General features: G+C 61.1%; 21 protein-coding genes and 4 tRNA genes. 19 read left to right on the top strand and 6 right to left on the bottom strand.

Translation table 11 applies throughout. The features are described 5' to 3' along the window. Window positions 1-92 precede the first annotated feature (92 nt). A complete protein-coding gene (locus WDB86_RS04365) occupies window positions 93-413 on the top strand; it encodes a hypothetical protein (RefSeq protein ID WP_339107163.1) in 321 nt (106 codons plus the stop codon). 59 nt (window positions 414-472) lie between these two features. On the opposite strand, the gene WDB86_RS04360 is transcribed toward WDB86_RS04365, so the two are convergent. The 4 genes from WDB86_RS04360 to WDB86_RS04345 form a co-directional block, all read right to left on the bottom strand. Beyond that, window positions 473-1,681, bottom strand: a complete 1,209-nt coding sequence (locus WDB86_RS04360) for an NADP-dependent isocitrate dehydrogenase (RefSeq protein WP_406720647.1) — start codon at window positions 1,679-1,681, stop codon at window positions 473-475. Between the two features lie 297 nt (window positions 1,682-1,978). Continuing rightward, a complete protein-coding gene (locus WDB86_RS04355) occupies window positions 1,979-2,599 on the bottom strand; it encodes an HD domain-containing protein (RefSeq protein ID WP_339107165.1) in 621 nt (206 codons plus the stop codon). Window positions 2,600-2,817: 218 nt separating this feature from the next. Continuing rightward, complete coding sequence (locus WDB86_RS04350) at window positions 2,818-3,048, bottom strand: hypothetical protein (RefSeq protein ID WP_339107166.1); 231 nt, start codon at window positions 3,046-3,048, stop codon at window positions 2,818-2,820. Further along, the gene (locus tag WDB86_RS04345) at window positions 3,048-3,707 is read right to left on the bottom strand and encodes an alpha/beta hydrolase (protein WP_339107167.1); all 660 of its coding nucleotides are present in this window, start codon (window positions 3,705-3,707) and stop codon (window positions 3,048-3,050) included. The genes WDB86_RS04350 and WDB86_RS04345 overlap by 1 nt, the downstream gene beginning before the upstream one ends. Window positions 3,708-4,007: 300 nt before the next feature. On the opposite strand from WDB86_RS04345, the gene WDB86_RS04340 reads away from it, so the two are divergent. The 11 genes from WDB86_RS04340 (at window position 4,008) to WDB86_RS04290 (ending at window position 12,589) form a co-directional block, all read left to right on the top strand. Beyond that, on the top strand, window positions 4,008-4,466 hold the full coding sequence (locus WDB86_RS04340) for an Rrf2 family transcriptional regulator (protein WP_339107168.1): 459 nt from the start codon (window positions 4,008-4,010) through the stop codon (window positions 4,464-4,466). A gap of 125 nt (window positions 4,467-4,591) precedes the next feature. Then, the gene (locus WDB86_RS04335) at window positions 4,592-5,680 is read left to right on the top strand and encodes a cysteine desulfurase family protein (protein ID WP_406736720.1); all 1,089 of its coding nucleotides are present in this window, start codon (window positions 4,592-4,594) and stop codon (window positions 5,678-5,680) included. 80 nt (window positions 5,681-5,760) lie between these two features. Next, window positions 5,761-7,275 (top strand): Fe-S cluster assembly protein SufB, encoded by a 1,515-nt coding sequence (gene sufB / locus WDB86_RS04330; RefSeq protein ID WP_339107170.1) that lies wholly within the window; start codon window positions 5,761-5,763, stop codon window positions 7,273-7,275. A gap of 15 nt (window positions 7,276-7,290) precedes the next feature. Beyond that, entirely contained in the window at window positions 7,291-7,629 is a 339-nt protein-coding gene (locus tag WDB86_RS04325; RefSeq protein WP_406720650.1) for a DMT family protein, read from the top strand. Between the two features lie 10 nt (window positions 7,630-7,639). Beyond that, entirely contained in the window at window positions 7,640-7,954 is a 315-nt protein-coding gene (locus tag WDB86_RS04320) for a heavy metal-binding domain-containing protein (protein WP_339107172.1), read from the top strand. A 14-nt stretch (window positions 7,955-7,968) separates the two neighbouring features. Further along, entirely contained in the window at window positions 7,969-8,742 is a 774-nt protein-coding gene (gene sufC, locus WDB86_RS04315) for a Fe-S cluster assembly ATPase SufC (RefSeq protein WP_339107173.1), read from the top strand. Continuing rightward, window positions 8,742-10,052, top strand: a complete 1,311-nt coding sequence (locus WDB86_RS04310) for a SufD family Fe-S cluster assembly protein (RefSeq protein ID WP_339107174.1) — start codon at window positions 8,742-8,744, stop codon at window positions 10,050-10,052. The genes sufC and WDB86_RS04310 overlap by 1 nt, the downstream gene beginning before the upstream one ends. Before the next feature lie 9 nt (window positions 10,053-10,061). Continuing rightward, window positions 10,062-10,559, top strand: coding sequence for a YIP1 family protein (locus WDB86_RS04305; protein WP_339107175.1), 498 nt, complete (start codon window positions 10,062-10,064; stop codon window positions 10,557-10,559). Window positions 10,560-10,561: 2 nt separating this feature from the next. After that, window positions 10,562-11,146, top strand: a complete 585-nt coding sequence (locus WDB86_RS04300; protein WP_339107176.1) for a YIP1 family protein — start codon at window positions 10,562-10,564, stop codon at window positions 11,144-11,146. Between the two features lie 70 nt (window positions 11,147-11,216). After that, window positions 11,217-12,437 (top strand): cysteine desulfurase, encoded by a 1,221-nt coding sequence (locus WDB86_RS04295; protein WP_406736719.1) that lies wholly within the window; start codon window positions 11,217-11,219, stop codon window positions 12,435-12,437. Window positions 12,438-12,512: 75 nt separating this feature from the next. Next, window positions 12,513-12,589 (top strand) — tRNA-Arg (locus WDB86_RS04290). Between the two features lie 416 nt (window positions 12,590-13,005). Here WDB86_RS04290 and WDB86_RS04285 read toward each other — a convergent pair. Beyond that, window positions 13,006-13,929 carry a DMT family transporter gene (locus WDB86_RS04285; RefSeq protein WP_406736718.1) on the bottom strand — a complete coding sequence of 308 codons (924 nt, stop codon included), beginning with the start codon at window positions 13,927-13,929 and terminating at the stop codon, window positions 13,006-13,008. 1 nt (window position 13,930) lies between these two features. Next, window positions 13,931-14,515, bottom strand: a complete 585-nt coding sequence (locus WDB86_RS04280; protein ID WP_406736717.1) for a TetR/AcrR family transcriptional regulator — start codon at window positions 14,513-14,515, stop codon at window positions 13,931-13,933. A gap of 602 nt (window positions 14,516-15,117) precedes the next feature. On the opposite strand from WDB86_RS04280, the gene WDB86_RS04275 reads away from it, so the two are divergent. The 7 genes from WDB86_RS04275 (at window position 15,118) to WDB86_RS04245 (ending at window position 19,246) form a co-directional block, all read left to right on the top strand. Next, complete coding sequence (locus WDB86_RS04275) at window positions 15,118-15,351, top strand: hypothetical protein (protein ID WP_406736716.1); 234 nt, start codon at window positions 15,118-15,120, stop codon at window positions 15,349-15,351. 181 nt (window positions 15,352-15,532) lie between these two features. Next, window positions 15,533-16,204 (top strand): class I SAM-dependent methyltransferase, encoded by a 672-nt coding sequence (locus WDB86_RS04270; protein WP_406736715.1) that lies wholly within the window; start codon window positions 15,533-15,535, stop codon window positions 16,202-16,204. 179 nt (window positions 16,205-16,383) lie between these two features. Continuing rightward, window positions 16,384-17,322, top strand: coding sequence for a pirin family protein (locus tag WDB86_RS04265; RefSeq protein ID WP_339107182.1), 939 nt, complete (start codon window positions 16,384-16,386; stop codon window positions 17,320-17,322). Window positions 17,323-17,575: 253 nt separating this feature from the next. Next, window positions 17,576-17,652: transfer RNA gene (locus WDB86_RS04260), tRNA-Asp, on the top strand. Between the two features lie 38 nt (window positions 17,653-17,690). Continuing rightward, a tRNA-Asp gene (locus WDB86_RS04255) sits at window positions 17,691-17,767 on the top strand. A gap of 31 nt (window positions 17,768-17,798) precedes the next feature. Further along, a tRNA-Asp gene (locus WDB86_RS04250) sits at window positions 17,799-17,875 on the top strand. 105 nt (window positions 17,876-17,980) lie between these two features. Next, window positions 17,981-19,246, top strand: coding sequence for a glutamate-5-semialdehyde dehydrogenase (locus WDB86_RS04245; protein WP_406720656.1), 1,266 nt, complete (start codon window positions 17,981-17,983; stop codon window positions 19,244-19,246). The last annotated feature ends 39 nt before the right edge of the window (window positions 19,247-19,285 follow it).

Genomic DNA, 19,285 nt, shown 5'->3' with positions numbered 1-19,285 from the left:
CTGACTTATCAGTGTTTTGCCTAGGGATCGTGCTGTCTTGTCTGACGGTTGCGGTGGTAATTGTTCATTTTCGCCTTGCGCTGGTGGATCGCATGGCGAAGCTCCGATTTTCTCAGGCGCAGCGGGCGCATGAGCGGCACGGGATCATCCAGATGGAGCAGGAGGAGCGTTTCCTGCGTCATTACGCGCTTCTGACCGTGCTGGAAGAGCAAGGGGTGAATTTGCGGGGGCCTGTGCCGCAATGGGAGGCGTTGAGCGAAGATATGCGCGAGGCGCTTCGGATCATGATCTTCGTGATCTATTTCGAAGGCCCCGGCCAGCTTTACCTACAGCTTCTGGCCCGTCGGCAGGACCGCGCGGCCCTCACCGAAATGCGTCATTATTGGCAGGATCTGCAGCTTATCGCTGCCTGAAGGTTGCAGGATTTGCCAATGAAAAAGGCCGGGCGTGATGCCCGGCCTTTTTAGGATGTTCAGAACGCTTTGTTGAGGTTCTCGTCGACTTTTTCGAGGAAGCCCATCGTGGTGAGCCATTTCTGGTCGGGGCCGACCAGCAGGGCCAGATCCTTCGTCATGAAGCCCGATTCCACGGTTTCGACAACCACGCGTTCCAGCGTTTCCGCGAAATTCATCAGCTGGCTGTTGTTGTCGAGTTTCGCACGGTGCTTCAGGCCACCGGTCCAAGCGTAGATCGAGGCGATCGAGTTGGTCGAGGTCTGTTCGCCGCGCTGGTGCTGGCGGTAGTGGCGCGTCACGGTGCCGTGGGCGGCTTCGGCCTCGACGATCTTCCCGTCGGGCGTCATCAGCTGCGAGGTCATCAGGCCCAGCGAGCCGAAGCCCTGTGCCACTGTATCCGATTGCACATCGCCATCGTAGTTCTTGCAGGCCCAGACGAATTTGCCCGACCATTTCATGGCCGAGGCCACCATATCGTCGATCAGACGGTGTTCGTACCAGATGCCGCGCTTCTTGAATTCTTCTTCGAATTCATTGGCGTAAACTTCGGCAAAGATATCCTTGAAGCGGCCGTCATAGGCTTTCAGGATGGTGTTCTTGGTCGACAGATAGACCGGCCAGTTCAGCGACAGACCGTAGTTGAACGAGGCGCGGGCGAAGTCATAGATCGAGCTGTCAAGGTTATACATCGCCTGATAGACGCCTGCGGAGGGCGCATCATAGACGACCTTCTCGATTACGGTGCCATCATCGCCCACGAATTTCATCGTCAGCTGGCCTTTGCCCGGGAAGGTGAAATCGGTCGCTTTATATTGGTCACCGAAAGCGTGGCGGCCCACAACGATGGGGTCGGTCCAGCCCGGCACAAGGCGCGGCACGTTGCGGCAGATGATCGGCTGACGGAAGACCACACCGCCCAGAATATTGCGGATCGTGCCGTTGGGCGATTTCCACATCTTCTTGAGGCCGAATTCCTCGACGCGCGCTTCATCGGGGGTGATGGTCGCACATTTCACACCAACGCCGATCTCTTTGATCTTGTTGGCGGCATCGATGGTGATCTGGTCATCGGTGCGGTCACGTTCTTCGATGCCGAGATCGTAATACAGCAGATCGACATCCAGATAGGGTTCGATCAGTTTCTTCTTGATAAAATCCCAGATGATCCGGGTCATCTCGTCGCCGTCGAGTTCGACGATCGGATTCTCCACCTTGATCTTGGACATATGAACCCCTTCCTAGGCTTATATATATGAGTCGGGACAGACCCCATTTAGCGCAAACTTATGGGAATAGCCAGAGTTTGTATGCCGTAGTATACGACGGTATTCTACAATTCGACATATTCGTCCGGTTTTATGTTAGCGCAGCATGAAATCCGGTTGTGCCGAAAGGTAGGGGCTGTTTGCAAAGATATCGTTGCGAAGATGAGCCTGCTTGAAAAATAGGCGCAGCTTGCCGCAGGCCCGCACCGTACAGCGTCAAAATGGTGCCGGTCGGGCCCGCATGGGGGGCGGGGCGGCTCAGAGGCGGCGGTTGTCTTCAAACCACGGAAAGATCCGCGCCTTGATCGCGGACCAGAGCGCGGGAAGGCCGCGATTGATCTTGCAGCCCACGCGCTCTTGTAACTGGTCCCACGTCACCTTGTATTCGCGCCATGATCCGCCGCCCGATTGCAGGTTCAGCATCACCGGCTGCGCGCGGTCGAGCGATTTGGCATAGATGGCGGTCGGGGTCTCGTTGGCTTCGAATTCCTGCCATGTGCTCAGGAAATCCTGCGCCATATCCGTCGGGAGCAGTCCGAAGATGCGCTCTGCCGCGCGGGCTTCGGCGGCACAGGTCTCGGCGCTGTCATGCGCCTTACCGCCCTTCGAATGGATCGGCACATCGCCCACATCGATTTCGACCATATCATGCAGCAACAGCATCTTGATCGCGCGCACCGGATCGACTGCAGGATCGGCCTGATCGGCCAGTACCAGCGCCCAAAGCGCCAGAGACCAGCTATGTTCGGCAGAATTCTCGAAGCGGGAATCGTCCATGACGGGGGTCGCGCGGATGACCCCTTTAAGCTTCTCGGCCTCGGCCAGAAAGGCCAGTTGCCGATCAAGCCGTTGGGTGGCTGGGTCTGCTGCGGTGGTCATGGGCCTTATCCTTTTCACCCCGGCGGGAAAAGACGGGCACCTGAACGCTGCGCCAGGATCAGCCCACGGCCCCGCAAGCGGAGCGGGCAGGTGCGGCGGTCCTTGCGCCATGCGAGACGGACGAAAGGCCTGCTTCCGACCTAACGGGTTTGCACGCCCAGAGCCAGTGCCAGATACCAGCTAAATGCGCATAGCCGCCGGTCACGGGCTGCACAGCTTTATTTGCCGGATTTCAGGGCAGAGATGCGCCGCGCCATGAAGTCTTCGGCGCGCAGGGCGGCCATATGCAGGCGGCAGGCGGTCAGAAAGGCCTCTTCGAGAGAGGGCGAGGCGGTGCCGATATGGGTGGCAACGTCTTGGTAGAGGCGATCGGCCGTAGGGCCGATCTCCTTTTGGGCTTGCATGCAGTCGAAGGCCAGCTTTTCGGCCAGGTCTTCGAGCAGTGCCATTAGCGGGTGTTCTCCGTCAGGCGGCGCTTCACATAGGATTGGACCGTATCGATCATCGGCTTCATATGCGCCTCGTCATCCTTGAAGAAGTGATCGGCACCGCTGATCTCTTCATGGGTGACGGTGATCCCTTTCTGCTCGCCCAGCTTGCTGACCAGCGTGGCGGTATCTTTCGGCGGCGCGACGCGGTCGGCGGTGCCGTTGATGATCAGACCCGACGAGGGGCAGGGCGCGAGGAAGCTGAAGTCATACATATTCGCCGGCGGAGCCACCGAGACGAAACCGGTGATCTCGGGGCGGCGCATCAGAAGCTGCATCCCGATCCACGCGCCAAAGCTGAACCCCGCAACCCAGCAGTGTTTGGAATTGGGGTTCTGCGATTGCAGGTAATCCAGCGCCGAGGCGGCATCCGACAATTCGCCGATCCCCTGATCATATTCCCCTTGGCTGCGGCCCACACCACGGAAGTTGAAGCGCAGCACGGTGAAGCCCAGCTTGTGGAATGCGTAATGCAGGTTGTAGACGACGCGGTTGTTCATCGTGCCACCGAATTGCGGATCGGGATGCAGGATGATGGCAATCGGCGCGTCGGGGGCGGCTTGCGGGTGATAGCGGCCTTCTAGGCGACCTTCGGGACCGGGAAAAATGACTTCGGGCATCGGTTCTCGTCTGCTCTTGCATGGGCCCGGATCCAAGGGTGCAGGGTTGCTTGACGCAGGGTCTGCATCCCCCTAGGGAGGGCCATCCCCGGCACAATGCCGGATCTACGGGTGGAAACGAGTTAAGGGGGCCAGCGCGCAAGGTCAATGGTTCTTGCGCCATTCTCTCTGTATTGATGATCGACATCGGGGCATTCTAGCGTAAATTTGCCGCGATTCGGAGGTGGCATGGCATGATCGCCTCTCGGGGAGGTCATAGCCCGTCCTTTTCGGCGCGGGTGATTAAGCGGAGGATACTGTATGAAACTATCGACCAAAGGGCGTTACGCGATGGTGGCCTTGTCAAGCCTGGCCTTGTCGGGACCGAATGGCCGGGTTTCATTATCGCAGCTTTCCGAAGGCGAGGATATTTCGCTGGCCTATCTCGAACAGATCTTCGTGCGGCTGCGTCGTGCGGGGCTGGTGCAGTCGGTGCGCGGTCCGGGTGGTGGGTACCAACTGGCACGTCCGCCCGCCGAAATCCGCGTGAGCGAGGTGTTCGAGGCGGTGGACGAGAAAGTCTCGGCCATGCATGTGGGGGCAGGAGCCTCGGGCGGGAAATCCGGCACGCGGGCGCAGTCTCTGTCGAACCGCCTGTGGGAAAGCCTTTCGGCGCAGGTCTTTGTCTTTTTGCACCAGACCACGCTGCAGGATGTCATCGGCAACGGGCTCAAACCCTGTCCGGCCGTGCCGTCGCTGTTCTCGGTGGTGGATGATTAAGCGATTTGCGCACACCCCCTTGCTAACCTGAGTCATAGACTCGGGTTATTGTCTTTTATCCGTTCTGCGCCTATGTCCAAAGCCAGATAACGGCCCATGTTACGGGCGCAGAAGGACATCGTGTCATGGAACGGCTCTATCTCGACTGGAACGCAACCACGCCTCTGCGGGCAGAGGCGAAGGCGGCGATGGTCGAGGCGATGGACCTGCTGGGCAATCCGTCTTCGGTTCATGCCGAGGGGCGGGCCGCGAAATCGCTGATGGAACGTTGCCGTGCGCAGATTGCCCATGCGATTGGTGCCGATGGTCAGGATGTTGTGTTTACCTCCGGCACGACCGAGGCATCGGCGCTGGTGCATGCGGGGCGCGGTATCCATTGCGCCGAGGTCGAGCATGACGCGGTGAAAGCATGGTGCGAGGCCGATCTTGCGGTGGATGGCTATGGTCGTGTGATCGTAGCGGACCCCGCGCGCTCCAGTCTGCAGATTGCCAATTCGGAAACCGGTGTGATTCAGGATCTGCCCGAGGGGCTGTGGTCGACCGACCTGACGCAGGGCTTTGGCAAGATCCCTCTGGCCTTCAACTGGATGGGCGCGACCTGTGGTCTTGTGTCGGCCCATAAGCTGGGCGGGCCCAAAGGGGTGGGGGCGGTGATCCTGAAACAGGGCACCGATCTGGCAGCGGGCCTGAAGGGCGGCGGGCAAGAGATGGGGCGCCGCGCAGGAACGGAAAATCTGATCGGTATCGCCGGATTTGCTGCGGCTTCCGAGGCTGCGATGCGCGATCTGGCCAATGGTGTCTGGGAAGAAGTGGCCGAACTTAGAAATATTCTAAAAAAGGCACTGGAAGAGGCTGTCGAAGACGTTTACTTTCCCGGATGGAACGCACCCGCAGACGGGCAGGGTCAGGCAGCAGCGCCTGCGCTTATGCCCAATACATTGTCGGTGATCAGCCCCGGCTGGAAAGGCGAGACGCAGGTGATGCGGATGGACCTTGCAGGGGTTGCGGTCTCTGCCGGATCGGCCTGCTCGTCGGGTAAGGTTCGGGCCTCTGGCGTGTTGCGCGCTATGGGGTGGGGCGAAGATCTTGCGGGATGTGCGATGCGCGTCTCGCTTGGGCCGGGCATCACGCGCGAGGCGATCGACCGTTTCGTGGAGGCTTGGTCCAAAGCTCGGCGCAAGCATGGCGACAAGCTTCGGGAGCGTATGTTATAGGTCCGCAAGCCAGAGCTTGGCGCGGCGGATTTGGGGAAACGGTCGGCCATGAGCGCGACCAGCAAGATAGGGAATGACACGTGGCAGACGAGTTGCAAATCCGCGAGGGCGTCGACCGCGAGACGGTTGAAACGGTCCAGAATATGGGGTCGTATAAATACGGCTGGAATACCGAGATCGAGATGGAATACGCCCCCAAGGGCGTAAACGAGGATATCGTCCGCCTGATTTCTGAAAAGAACGAAGAGCCGGAATGGATGACCGAATGGCGTCTTCAGGCTTTCGCGCGCTGGAAAGAGATGGAAGAGCCCGATTGGGCGCTGCTGAACGTGCCGGAAATCGATTTTCAGGACCAGTATTACTATGCGCGTCCGAAATCGATGGAAACCAAGCCCAAATCGCTTGATGAGGTCGATCCCAAGCTTTTGGCGACCTATGAGAAACTGGGCATCCCGCTGAAGGAACAGATGATCCTTGCCGGTGTGGAAGGTGCCGAAGACTATGACCCGAGCAAGCGTCAGGTCGCCGTGGATGCGGTGTTCGACTCGGTCTCGGTCGGCACGACCTTCAAGGACAAGCTGCGCGAGGCGGGTGTGATCTTCTGCTCGATCTCGGAAGCGATCAAGGAACACCCCGAGCTGGTCAAGAAATATATCGGCTCGGTCGTGCCGCAGTCGGATAACTACTATGCCACGCTGAACTCTGCGGTCTTCTCGGATGGGTCTTTCGTCTATATCCCGCCGGGGGTCCGCTGCCCGATGGAGCTGTCGACCTATTTCCGTATCAACGCGGAAAATACGGGGCAGTTCGAGCGCACGCTGATCGTGGCCGACAAGGGCGCCTATGTGTCCTATCTTGAAGGCTGCACCGCGCCGAAACGGGACACCGCCCAGCTGCACGCGGCTGTTGTGGAGATCGTCATCGAGGAAGATGCCGAGGTCAAATATTCGACCGTTCAGAACTGGTTCCCCGGTGACGAGGACGGCAAGGGCGGCATCTATAACTTCGTGACCAAACGCGCCGATTGTCGTGGCGACCGTGCCAAGGTGATGTGGACGCAGGTGGAAACCGGCTCGGCCATCACGTGGAAATACCCGTCCTGCATCCTGCGCGGCGAGGAGTCCTCGGGCGAGTTTTACTCGATCGCAATCGCCAATAACTACCAGCAGGCCGATACCGGCACCAAGATGGTCCATCTGGGCAAGAATTCGCGCTCGCGGATCGTGTCCAAGGGGATCTCGGCGGGCAAGGCGCAGAACACCTATCGGGGGCTGGTCTCGATGCACCCGAAAGCGTCCAACTCGCGCAACTACACGCAATGTGACAGCCTGCTGATCGGGTCGGAATGCGGGGCGCATACCGTGCCCTATATCGAGGTCAAGAACAACACGAGCCGCGTTGAACACGAGGCCACCACCTCGAAGGTCGATGACGACCAGCTGTTCTACTGCCGTGCCCGCGGCATGGACGAGGAAGAGGCGGTCGCTCTGGTGGTGAACGGCTTCTGCCGCGAGGTGCTGCAAGCGCTGCCGATGGAGTTCGCGATGGAAGCGCAGTCGCTGGTGGCGATCTCGCTGGAAGGCTCTGTGGGCTAGGGGCGTTGGGCGTTCATGAGCGCATATCTCCTTCCGGTCGTGCTGCTGATCGCGTCCAACGTTTTCATGACGGTGGCGTGGTACGGGCACCTGAAATATTCCACGGCACCGCTTTGGGCCGTGGTGATCATCAGCTGGTCGATTGCCTTTATCGAATACTGGATGGCCGTTCCGGCCAACCGGATCGGCCATCAGGTCTATTCGACGGCGCAGCTCAAGACGATCCAGGAGGTCATCACGCTGGTGGTCTTTGTGGGGTTTTCGACCTTCTATCTGAAGGAGCCGCCCAGCCTGACGACCGTCGCGGGATTTGTGCTGATCGGGTTGGGGGCCATGCTGGTCTTCAAGGGATGAGGAGCGCGTCATGATCGTCACCACCACAGCCACGATCGAAGGTCACAAGATCACCGCCTATCACGGCATTGTCGTGGGCGAGGCGATCATGGGGGCCAATATCGTGCGCGATTTTTTCGCGCAGATCACCGATATCGTGGGCGGCCGTTCGGGCGCCTATGAGGCCAAACTTGCCGATGCGCGCGAGGTGGCCTTCAAAGAACTGGAAGAGCGCGCCCGGGCCAAGGGCGCAAACGCAATCGTTGGCGTCGATCTTGATTACGAGGTCGTCGCGGATTCGATGTTGATGGTGTCGGCATCCGGCACGGCTGTCACCATCGACTGAACAGGAAAAAGACTATGCTAGAGATCAAAAACCTGCACGCAGAACTCGAAGAGGGTGGCAAGAAGATCCTCAAGGGTGTGAATCTGACCATCGAAACCGGCAAGGTCCATGCGATCATGGGGCCGAACGGTTCGGGGAAATCGACGCTGTCCTATGTGCTTTCGGGCCGTGATGGCTATGCCGTGACCGAAGGCTCGGCCACGCTTGATGGCGAGAACCTGCTGGAGCAGGAGCCCGAAGAGCGCGCCGCCGAAGGTCTGTTCCTTGCATTCCAGTATCCGGTCGAGATCCCGGGCGTGGGCAATATGACCTTCCTGCGCACGGCCGTGAACGCCCAGCGTAAAGCGCGCGGCGAGGAAGAATATTCCGCAGGCGAATTCCTGAAGATCGTGCGCGAGAAGGCGAAATCGCTGAAGATCGACGCCGAGATGCTGAAGCGTCCGGTCAATGTGGGCTTCTCGGGCGGTGAGAAAAAGCGCAACGAGATCCTGCAGATGGCGATGCTGGAACCGAAGATGTGCATCCTCGACGAGACCGACTCGGGGCTGGATGTGGACGCTATGAAACTGGTGTCGGACGGCGTGAATGCGCTGCGCTCGGAAGGCCGATCCTTCCTTGTGATCACCCACTACCAGCGCCTGCTGGACCATATCAAACCCGATGTCGTGCATATCATGGCGGCAGGCCGTATCATCAAGACCGGTGGCCCCGAGCTGGCACTGGAAGTCGAGAAGAACGGCTATTCCGACCTGCTGAAAGAACACGGGATCAGCGAGGTGATGGCCTGATGGCAAGCGCAAAACTCCGCAATCAGGCGCTCAAGGCCGAAGCCTTGACCGCCCGCTTGGCCGCGCTGGATCTGCCCGAAGGCGGGTTCACCGCAGCCGCCCGTGCCGATGCGCTGCAACGGCTGACCGCGATGGGCCTGCCGGGCCGTCGTGATGAATACTGGCGCTGGACCAACCCGACGGGGCTGAACGCGCCGGAGGCACCGAAAGCCGCGCTGTTCAACCCCAAGGACGAGCCCGCGAATTTCGACACGTTCGAGCGCGTGCGTCTGGTCTTTGTCGATGGCGTCTTCAACGAGGATCTGTCGGACGACCTGATCAATGCCGGTGTCGAGATCTCGCGTCTGGCCGAGGCGGATGCCGCCGATATCCATTGGGCGCAGTCGCTTTATGGCAAGCTGGAAGCCGATGGCCAGAAGCCGGTCGACCGTCCCTATGCCGCGCTCAATACCGCTGCGGCCAAGGACGGGCTGCTGATCAGGGTCACGGGGCAGGCGGCGAAACCCGTGCATATCGACTACCTGCACGAGGATGACGGCTCCGACGTGATGCTGCACCATGTCGTCAAGCTGGAAGAAGGCTCCGAGATCACCTTGCTGGAAAGCGGTCCTGCGGGCGCGCGTTTCAATATTGTGACCGAGGTCGATGTGGCCAAGGGCGCGAAGTTCCACCATCTGCGCATTCAGGGCCGTTCGCAGGAGCGTCTGGCCAATACCCATATCTTCACCCGCGTGGCCGAAGAGGGGCTTTTCAAGTCTTTCACCATGACCTCGAACGGGCAGCTGACGCGCAATGAATGCGTGATCGATATGGTGGGCGACGATGCTGTGGCACATGTGGCGGGGGCCGCTTTGGGCGACGGTCACAAAGGTCCGTTCCACCATGATGATACCGTCTTCATCACGCATGGCGCTCTGCGCGGCGAAAGCCGTCAGGTCTTCAAGAAAGTGCTGAAAAACGGCGCGCATGGCATTTTCCAGGGCAAGATCCTGGTGAAAGAGGGCGCGCAGAAGACCGATGGCTACCAGATCAGCCAGTCGCTTCTTCTGGACGAGGACAGCCAGTTCCTCGCCAAGCCCGAGCTTGAGATCTATGCCGATGACGTGGCCTGTTCGCATGGCTCGACCACCGGTGCGATTGACGAGACCGCGCTCTTCTACCTGCGCTCGCGCGGCGTGCCGAAGGCGGTTGCGGTCAATCTGCTGGTCCTGAGCTTCGTGGCCGATGCGGTCGAGGAGATCGAGGACGAGGCCCTGCGCGAAGACGTGCTGTCGCGTCTTGAGGGCTGGCTGGCCCGTCACCGCTCCTGAGCCTGTCGGATGTCGGCTCTTTCGGATATCCTTCGCAGCTATCGCGCACCCCGTCAGGTGGTGCGCGATCACCTGTCGCACGCGCCGTCCGAACCTCGGGCGCTGACCTTTCTGCTGTCGGCGCTGGTGCTGGTTTACATCGCGCAATGGCCGGGACTGTCCCGGTTTGCCTTTGAAAACCCCGCTACCCCTTTGCCTGCCCTGATGTTGGGACAGGCGCTGGGGCTGTTGGTGGCCGTGCCGCTTTTCTATCTGGTGGCGCTGATCGCCAGGGGGGTGGCAAAGCTTCTGGGCGGGAAGGGCAGCGGATATGGCGCACGGATCGCGCTCTTCTGGGCGCTGTTGGCGGCCTCGCCGCTGCTGCTCTTGCGCGGGCTGGTCTCTGGCTTTATTGGCGTAGGGCATCAGGCGAATATGGTGGGGGTCGCGACCTTTCTCGTGTTCGTCATATTCTGGATCTCGGGAATGCGCGTCGCCTTCTTCGAGACCACCGCAAAGCGGGGATGATCTTGGAACAGTTTACTTTCAGACAGGCAATTTTAGGCACGATTACCCAGCCGCAATCCGTCGCACGGGCGCTGATTGACTGGAACCCGCCAACGCAGGCGCGCTGGCTGGGGCTGGCGGTTGTGGTGGTGCTGTCCGCCTGTCTTGGCCTGTTCGGTCAGGTGCTGGCCAGCACAATGGTCCCCGATACCGAGCGGCTGAGCCTGAACCCCATTCCGATGATCCTGATTCAGGCCGCGATCCTGATCTATGCGGCAGGGGCCATGACCTTTGTCGGGCGGATGGGCAATGGCCACGGTGCTTTCCGCGATGCGCTTTTGCTGATGACATGGGCCGAATTTGTCATGGTCATCCTGCAGGTGGTGCAGCTTGCGCTGATCATGATCCTGCCCTCCGGCCTCGGGGCCACAACCGTTATCCTGCTGACGCTGATGTTCTATTTCATCGTCAATTTCGTGGCGGCTTTGCACGGGTTCCGCAACCTTGCTGTGGTTGCGATCGGCACGATTGTCACGTTCTTTGCCTCGGCCTTCGCGACCGGTCTGGTCCTGATGCTGCTGGGGGTCATGCCGTCGCCCTCGCCATAAGCCAAATCGTTCCGGACGGGTCCCGCTGGGGCCCGTTCCATCTGTTCTATATCCCGTCAGGGGGGCTCCCATGTTCGATGTTCAAACCATCCGCGCCGATTTTCCGATCCTGTCGCGTGAAGTGAACGGCAAACCGCTGGTCTATCTCGATAACGGTGCCTCGGCGCAGAAGCCGCGGGTGGTGATCGATGCGATGACGCGGATGTATGAGGAGGACTATGCCAATGTCCACCGTGGCTTGCATACGCTTTCCAATCTTTCGACCGAGAAATACGAGGGCGTTCGTGGCATCATTGCCCGCTTCCTGAACGCGCCTGACGAGCACGAGATCATCTTTACCACCGGCTCGACCGAGGGGATCAATCTGGTCTCTTATGCATGGGCCGCCCCGCGCCTTCAGGCGGGCGACGAGATCGTGCTGTCGGTTCTGGAACATCACGCCAATATCGTGCCGTGGCATTTCCTGCGCGAACGTCAGGGCGTGGTGCTGAAATGGGTCGAGCCGGAACCCGATGGTTCGCTGCCTGCCGAGAAAGTGCTGGAGGCCGTGGGGCCGCGCACCAAGCTGATTGCCGTCACCCATATGTCGAATGTGCTGGGCACGCTGGTCGATGTGGCGGCCATTTCGAAAGGCGCGCGCGAGAAGGGCGTGCCGGTGCTGGTCGACGGCTCGCAGGCGGCGGTGCATATGCCGGTGGATGTGGCGGCGATCGGCTGCGATTTCTACGCGATCACGGGGCACAAGCTTTACGGGCCCTCGGGGTCTGGCGCGATCTGGATTGCGAAGGACCGTCAGGCCGAGATGCGTCCCTTCCTTGGCGGAGGCGACATGATCGACACGGTGACCCGCGATACGGTGACCTATCACGCACCGCCGATGAAATTCGAGGCCGGGACGCCGGGGATCGTGCAGCAATACGGGCTGGGTGTCGCGCTGGACTACCTGATGTCGATCGGCATGAAGACGATCGAGGCGCATGAGCAGGATCTGCGCCGCTACACCGCCGAGAAGCTGCAGGGGTTGAACTGGCTCAACCTGCAAGGCGTGCCCCCCGAGGGCGGTGCCATTTTCTCGATGACGTTGAACGGTCCGGCCCATCCGCATGATATGTCGACGATTCTCGACAAGCGCGGCGTGGCTGTGCGGGCGGGCAGCCATTGTGCCATGCCGCTGATGCAGCATCTGGGGGTCACGGCGACGGCGCGCGCGTCCTTTGCGATGTATAACACCAAAGCCGAGGCCGATGCGCTTGTTTCGGCCCTTGAGCTTTGCCACGATCTTCTGGGGTGAGGCGATTTAATGCAGCGGGCAGGGTGATTTGCCCGTTGCGAAGGTCTTCCGGCTCGGATATACGGACGACAGCACGCACCCATAGCTCAGCTGGATAGAGCGCTGCCCTCCGAAGGCAGAGGCCAGAGGTTCGAATCCTCTTGGGTGCGCCATAAATTCAATCACTTATGATTTTTGCCTTATTCGCTCGGTGCGGAAATGGTGCGGTTATTCGCGATTTAGGCGCGTTTATCCATTGCCGCGGCCGCCGATTCTTGGTGCATCGGGCTGTGATGCCCATAGGTTTTCTCGATGGTCTGGACGCGCGTCCCGAAATATCCAGCCCATCCCGGACGCTTGCCCCGCACTGCAGCGTCCATGTGCTTGTCGTGCATGTCAGGGGGGAGGCGTTCCGTCAGACAGGTTGATCCGCACTCCACAGGTCCAAGCCATCTTCTGGCCAAGTTCACAGGCGCGCCGGATCTCGGCGGGCAGGCGGGCTGGGCCTTGCTCGCTTCTCATTTCGCGTCTGGTCCCCGACAGACACAAAGGACGCCTTTGGGTTGAGGATGCTCTTTATTCGGGGCGCTTACGATGGGGGTGGCTCTGCTTTTCGATCTGCGGAACCGGGTGGCAGGGTGAGAAGGGTGAGGCATCCCACCACCAGTGCCACGCCGACCCAGCCCAAGGGAGGGAGGTGTTCGCCGACGACGAGAATGGCCAGAATGGCGGCGATGACGGGTTCGAGGAGGGTGATGGTCGTGGCTGTGCTGGCCTCGACATGGGCGAGGCCGTAGCCGAAGCAGAGATAGCCCAGAAACATGGGCACGGCGGCCATATAAAGCCCTACAGCGGCATTCGACCAAGACATAAGAAACGCGCCGCCCGTGCCCAGAAGGACCGGCATCAGAAGCACCCCGCCCAAGCCGAACGTGGCACCCATCGCGACAGAGGAGGGCAGCCCCCGCAGCATCATACGACGTGCGCTCCAGGCATAAAGTCCGTAAGTCAGCCCCCCCAAGATGCCCAGCAGGATGCCGATGATTGTGTCATGTCCTTTGTCCAGCGGGGTATCGGGCAGTTGCTCTGCCAGACAAATCAACGTCATGCCGAGCAATCCGACCGCGGCGCTGATGCCCCAGCGCAGGCTCAGCCGTGTTTTGTCGAACGCATATTCGATCAGCGCGGAGAGCAGCGGGGCCGAGCCGATCGTGACCACCGTGCCCACTGTGACACCGGCAAGCCGCATCGCGCCGTAAAAGGCCAGCGGATAGATGGCCACCGCCAGAGCGCCTGCCACAAGCAGGGTCCGGTCTGCCCAGAGGGCGGGGGCGGCGCGGTTGATCCCGCGCACGGCCAGAAGGGCTTGTGCAATGCCGCCGATCCCCATTGCGGCCGCGCCGATTGCGGCGGCGCTGACATCGGGGGCGAAGGTTGCAGCGGTGCCGGTGGTGCCCCAGACACAGGCCGCAAAGAGAATGGCCGCGACGCCCTTGCCATAGCTTGCGCTCATCTCACAGCCTCTCCAGCAGGTCGGTGATCAGGGCCTTGGCGCGTATCATCTGCGCATTGTTGCCTTCAAGGCCTGCCCGCATCATCGCGCCCTCCAGCAGAAAGGCGATATGGGCGGTCAGTGCGGCGGCCCGATCCGGCGTTTCGGGCAGCATGGCCTGAAGATGCTGCGCCAGAATGGCTTCGACCTGTTCTTTATGGCGGCGCACGGCGTCCCGTGCAGGGTCGCCAGCCTCCAGTTCGGCGGCGGCATTCAGCAATCCGCAGCCGCGAAAACCGCGCTCATAGGCCTGTTCGGCATGATCCTGATAGGCCTCGAACACGGCCAGAACCCGCGCGCGCGGATCTACGGCCTGCGCCAGTCGCCGATCGTAAAGGGCCAGCCATTCGGCGTGGCGGGCCTCGATATACTGGCCGACAAGATCCGCTTTCGAGGCGAAGTTGTTGTAGAGGCTTTTCTTTGCGACGCCTGCGCGGGTGATGATCGCGTCGATCCCCGTGCCGTTGATGCCGTGACTGTAAAAGAGCTCCATCGCCGCCTGCAGGAGGCGGTCATGGGCGGTGTGTCCGGTTCGGGGGTGGGGCATCACGCGGCGACCTCCTTGAAGGTAGGTCGATTGGTATACCTGCTTCCGGTCCGCCGCAAGATGCAAAGCCTTCCCCTGCGACAAGGGGCGCCTGTCACAAGACAGGGGCTTGGCCGTAGGCAGGCCGTGTATCAGGCGATGTCAGGAAGGGGGGTGAATGGGCGCGGGGCTGTTACGACGGTGTGAACCCCGCGCCCGAAACTCGTTACATCATCAATATGGGCCGGGGTCGGCGATCTTTCAATCGCGACATTGGTCGATTTCACAAGCCCCCCGAAACCTGGCGCGGCCTTGCTGGTGCCAGGTTTCGGAGCCGGTCCTGATGGCCTGCAAGCAGAGCGGCTGCGGAATGGGCCTTCCGGAGATCAGCCGTCAGATCTTGCAGGAAAACAAGGTAAGGGCAGGCGCGGTCTGGGCCGCACCCGATACTCGTTATGCAAAACACGTTACCCGCTTATAATATACAGATGAAATATATAAATCAATAATTGGATTGAATGCGCCAATTTATTTGATTGATGTTTTGTATATGCATCTTTATTGCCGGTTCTGGAACAGAATGGGCATGCCATATTGTGCGTCTCGGAGGGAGCTGCGCCATCATGCAGGTTGCATATACATTTGTTTGTCTTGATGCCTCGGGGAACCGCTACACGGTTCAGGCATGGCGGGCGCGCGTGATGCGGACATTGCCCTCTGGCCGAGATCTCTGTGTGGGCGGTCCGGTCAAATACACGCTCGAAGACGGCACGAAGGTTATCCAGAAGGCCGATGGGGCCTATCTTGTCGAGCGCGTGCCCACCATCGAGATTTTCCGCGACCGGAGGGCAGTCTAGCACCGCACAGCCGATCCCGCACCGGTCGCGAGAGGGCGGGCTTCATGCAGGCCGCGCGCCAACGGGGAAGGGGCTTGCCGGCTTGGGAATGCCCCGTTATGAGACGGCGCTGCCCTCCGGCATGGTCCGCCGGATGTCCTGACTGTCCCGCGCCTTGCCGCGCCTTTCTGCGAGAGAGCGAATGTCCTATTCCCACGCGCCCTATACCCGCCCCGGCTTTTACGCGGATATGCTGGCCAAAGGCATGCATCGCGATATCGTCGGCGGGCGCTGGGAAGAGACCGGCGAGCGGCAGATGGAGATTATCGAAGAGGCCGGAGTGCTGCCGCATCACCACCTGCTGGATATCGGGGCGGGGCCGCTGCGTCTGGGCTGCAAGGTGGTCGAGTATCTCGACCCCGGCCATTACTGGGCAACGGATGCCTCACGCGCGCTGATGCTGGTCGGGCATGGGCGTGAACTGGCCGATCCGGCGCGTCTGGACCCTGCGCAGCTGGTCGAGGATAGCGGTTTCGAATTTCCGGATATCCCCGAACGCATCACCCATGCGATCGCCTTCGGGGTGTTTCCGCATCTGCCGCCCGAAAATCTGGCCATATGCCTGCGCAATCTGCAGCGGCTCCCGCAGCTCGAACTGTTCATGTTCACGGTATTTCTGCGCCCCGACGAGATAGAGGCGGAGCTGCCCTATCGTCAGCGGGACGGGGTGGTGACCCATGCGGCGCGTGCTCCCCATGACATGCGGGCCGGGACCGTTCACGGTATGGCCCGCGACACCGGCTGGTCGCTGCGCGAGGACCCGAAGAAGCTGCCGCGCGGGCAGATCCTGTTTCACGCCCGTCGTGTTGGCTAAAGTCGTATTGGCTAAAAGAGCGGGCTGGCTGGACGGCTGGGCTGGTTGAAAGGCGCAGCCCCGCGCCGTTGCGGCGCCCTGCGGCCCCTGCACAGGGTCTGCGCGCCTGTGCCTGTTTCATTTGCCCCCGAAGCTGCCACATTTCTCCCCAGCAAATGATGCCATGATGGAGCGCCAAGATGAGCTGGAACCCGATTCTCGATGCCGATATCCCGATTGGCGATGCCGTGGATCTGGTCGATATGGAGATCGTGCCACGGGCGCGTGATCTTGGGTCTTTCGAGGTGCGGCGCGCGCTGCCTTCGGCCAAGCGGCAGATGGTGGGACCGTTCATCTTCTTTGACGAGATCGGGCCGGTCGAATTCCTGTCGGGGCAGAAGGGGGTGGATATCCGTCCGCACCCGCATATCGGTCTGGGCACGGTCACCTATCTGCTGCAGGGGCGGCTGCATCATCGCGATTCCCTCGGGACCGATCAGTGGATTACCCCCGGTGCGGTGAACTGGATGAATGCGGGCCACGGGATCACCCATTCCGAACGCACAGATGAAGACCTGCGTGTGACCGGAGATACGATGTTCGGCATCCAGACCTGGGTCGCGCTTCCCAAGGATGCAGAGGATCACGCGCCGGAATTCGTGCATTCGGAGGCGGGGACGCTGCCCGAGCTGGAGGCCGAAGGCAAGAGAGTGACGCTGGTGCTGGGCGAGGCTTGGGGCGCGAAAGCGCCGCTGAAGATGCCGTCGGAACTGTTTTACGCCGATGCCGAGCTTGCCGCAGGGGCGGCCTTGCCCTTGCCCGACAATCACGAGGATCGCGGCGTCTATGTGCTGCGCGGGCAGGTGCGCGTGGGCGATGCGACCTATGAGGCGGGGCGGATGCTGATTTTCCGTCCCGGCGACCGGATCTCGCTGCGGGCGGGGACGCAGGGCGCGCGGCTTATGGTGCTGGGGGGCGCGACGCTGGAAGGTCCGCGCTATATCTGGTGGAATTTCGTGGCCTCCTCGAAAGAACGGATCGAGGCCGCCAAAGAGGCTTGGCGGGCGGGCGACTGGATGCATGGGCGATTCCGCCTGCCGCCGACGGATCGCGACGAGTTTATCCCGCTGCCGGAGTGATCCGGTTATGAAGGGGGCGGGCACCGAACGGATTTCTGGCGGAAATCTCTTCTGATTCCCGCAGGGTCAGTGCCGCGCTGGCCCGCATGAAGGGGCGGCAACGCCTTGAACACGCGTTGTTTTCAAAGGTTTCCAATGGCGCGCGGCGGGGATTTCGTGTTTTTTTGAAAAGAATGCGAAACCGTGCTTGACGGGCGCGATACTGGCCCGTATTACCCACCCCACGCTCCGGGCGATGCCGGAGAGGATGAGAGCGGTTGTAGCTCAGTTGGTTAGAGTATCGGCCTGTCACGCCGAGGGTCGCGGGTTCGAGCCCCGTCAACCGCGCCATCATCCTCACTCAGGTCGCCCAAAGCCGAAACATATGCGCGGTTGTAGCTCAGTTGGTTAGAGTATCGGCCTGTCACGCCGAGGGTCGCGGGTTCGAGCCCCGTCAACCGCGCCACTGTTTCGGAATTGGAGTTTGGAGATGCTGTGCGGTTGTAGCTCAGTTGGTTAGAGTATCGGCCTGTCACGCCGAGGGTCGCGGGTTCGAGCCCCGTCAACCGCGCCACCATCTTCCCGTCATCAGGCACCCTTCGGGGTGCCTTTGTCGTTTTAGGCTTCTTTTGCACCGGACGGGCCGCTATATGCGGAGTGTCACAAAAGGAGTAGACGGATGAAAGATGCGTTGGATGCAAAGCAGCTGATCGACACCCTCGGTGCCGCTGCCCGTGAGGCCGCAAGAGAGCTGGCCTTCGCACCAGCGCCTCAGAAGACCCAAGCCCTTGAAGCCGCCGCCGATACTGTCTGGGCACGCCGCGCCGAGATCATCGCGGCCAATGCCGAGGATCTGGCCTATGGCGCGGCCAAAGGTCTGACGCCGGCCATGATGGACCGCCTCAAGCTGGACGAGGCGGGGATCGAGGGGATCTGCAAGGGCCTGCGCACCATTGCCGCGCAGGACGATCCTGTGGGCGCCGTGATCACCGAATGGGACCGCCCCACAGGGTTGCATATCCAGCGCGTGCGCACGCCTCTGGGGGTGATCGGGGTCATCTATGAATCGCGCCCCAATGTGACGGCCGATGCGGGCGCGCTCTGCCTCAAATCCGGCAATGCCGTGATTTTGCGTGGCGGGTCCGAAAGCTTCCATTCCTCGCGCGCGATCCATGCCTGTCTGGTCGAGGGGCTGAAGGCCGCGGGCCTGCCCGAAGCCGCGATCCAGCTTGTGCCCACCCGCGACCGTGACGCCGTGGCCGCCATGCTGCAGGCGGTCGAGTATATCGACGTGATCGTGCCGCGCGGCGGCAAGGGGCTGGTGGGGCTGGTGCAACGCGAGGCGCGCGTGCCGGTTTTTGCGCATCTGGAGGGCATCTGCCACATCTATGTCGATGGCAGCGCTGATCTGGAGAAAGCCCGCCGTGTGGTCCTCAATGCCAAGACCCGCCGCACCGGTATCTGCGGCGCGATGGAATGTCTGCTGATCGATCAGGGTTTCTGGGCAAAACATGGCGATGTGTTGATCCGCGATCTTCTGGCCAAAGGCGTGGAAGTGCGTGGGCAGGGAGATCTTCTGGCGACCGAGGGGGTGGTGGAAGCCGCCGATGACGATTACGGGCGCGAGTTCCTTGACATGATCTGCGCCGCGAAAATCGTGGACGGGGTGGATGGCGCGATTGCCCATATCCGCCGCTACGGCTCGAACCATACCGAGGCCATCATCGCCGAGGATCCGGCCCCCGTCGCGCGCTTTTTCCAGCGGCTCGATAGCGCGATCCTGATGCATAATGCCTCGACCCAGTTTGCCGATGGTGGCGAATTCGGGATGGGGGCCGAGATCGGGATTGCCACCGGCAAGATGCATGCGCGCGGGCCTGTGGGGGCCGAACAGCTGACCTCGTTCAAGTATCTTGTGACGGGCGACGGCACGATCCGCGCCTAGGCAAAGGGGTTGCCCCGGGAAAACGGCAGGTATCGGAGA

This window comes from Thioclava sp. GXIMD4215 (genome assembly GCF_045291555.1).
In the GTDB taxonomy this organism is placed as follows: Bacteria; Pseudomonadota; Alphaproteobacteria; order Rhodobacterales; family Rhodobacteraceae; genus Thioclava; species Thioclava litoralis.
Note: the sequence above shows the minus strand (reverse complement) of the source record. Positions and strands in the feature narration are given on the sequence as shown.

Excerpts from the sequence above, each read along its gene's own strand:
- WDB86_RS04365 (WP_339107163.1), top strand. The coding sequence starts at position 93 with ATGGCGAAGCTCCGATTTTCTCAGGCGCAGCGGGCGCATGAGCGGCAC.
- WDB86_RS04360 (WP_406720647.1), bottom strand. The coding sequence starts at position 1,681 with ATGTCCAAGATCAAGGTGGAGAATCCGATCGTCGAACTCGACGGCGAC.
- WDB86_RS04355 (WP_339107165.1), bottom strand. The coding sequence starts at position 2,599 with ATGACCACCGCAGCAGACCCAGCCACCCAACGGCTTGATCGGCAACTG.
- WDB86_RS04350 (WP_339107166.1), bottom strand. The coding sequence starts at position 3,048 with ATGGCACTGCTCGAAGACCTGGCCGAAAAGCTGGCCTTCGACTGCATG.
- WDB86_RS04345 (WP_339107167.1), bottom strand. The coding sequence starts at position 3,707 with ATGCCCGAAGTCATTTTTCCCGGTCCCGAAGGTCGCCTAGAAGGCCGC.
- WDB86_RS04340 (WP_339107168.1), top strand. The coding sequence starts at position 4,008 with ATGAAACTATCGACCAAAGGGCGTTACGCGATGGTGGCCTTGTCAAGC.
- WDB86_RS04335 (WP_406736720.1), top strand. The coding sequence starts at position 4,592 with ATGGAACGGCTCTATCTCGACTGGAACGCAACCACGCCTCTGCGGGCA.
- WDB86_RS04325 (WP_406720650.1), top strand. The coding sequence starts at position 7,291 with ATGAGCGCATATCTCCTTCCGGTCGTGCTGCTGATCGCGTCCAACGTT.
- WDB86_RS04320 (WP_339107172.1), top strand. The coding sequence starts at position 7,640 with ATGATCGTCACCACCACAGCCACGATCGAAGGTCACAAGATCACCGCC.
- sufC (WP_339107173.1), top strand. The coding sequence starts at position 7,969 with ATGCTAGAGATCAAAAACCTGCACGCAGAACTCGAAGAGGGTGGCAAG.
- WDB86_RS04310 (WP_339107174.1), top strand. The coding sequence starts at position 8,742 with ATGGCAAGCGCAAAACTCCGCAATCAGGCGCTCAAGGCCGAAGCCTTG.
- WDB86_RS04305 (WP_339107175.1), top strand. The coding sequence starts at position 10,062 with ATGTCGGCTCTTTCGGATATCCTTCGCAGCTATCGCGCACCCCGTCAG.
- WDB86_RS04295 (WP_406736719.1), top strand. The coding sequence starts at position 11,217 with ATGTTCGATGTTCAAACCATCCGCGCCGATTTTCCGATCCTGTCGCGT.
- WDB86_RS04285 (WP_406736718.1), bottom strand. The coding sequence starts at position 13,929 with ATGAGCGCAAGCTATGGCAAGGGCGTCGCGGCCATTCTCTTTGCGGCC.
- WDB86_RS04280 (WP_406736717.1), bottom strand. The coding sequence starts at position 14,515 with ATGCCCCACCCCCGAACCGGACACACCGCCCATGACCGCCTCCTGCAG.
- WDB86_RS04275 (WP_406736716.1), top strand. The coding sequence starts at position 15,118 with ATGCAGGTTGCATATACATTTGTTTGTCTTGATGCCTCGGGGAACCGC.
- WDB86_RS04270 (WP_406736715.1), top strand. The coding sequence starts at position 15,533 with ATGTCCTATTCCCACGCGCCCTATACCCGCCCCGGCTTTTACGCGGAT.
- WDB86_RS04265 (WP_339107182.1), top strand. The coding sequence starts at position 16,384 with ATGAGCTGGAACCCGATTCTCGATGCCGATATCCCGATTGGCGATGCC.
- WDB86_RS04245 (WP_406720656.1), top strand. The coding sequence starts at position 17,981 with ATGAAAGATGCGTTGGATGCAAAGCAGCTGATCGACACCCTCGGTGCC.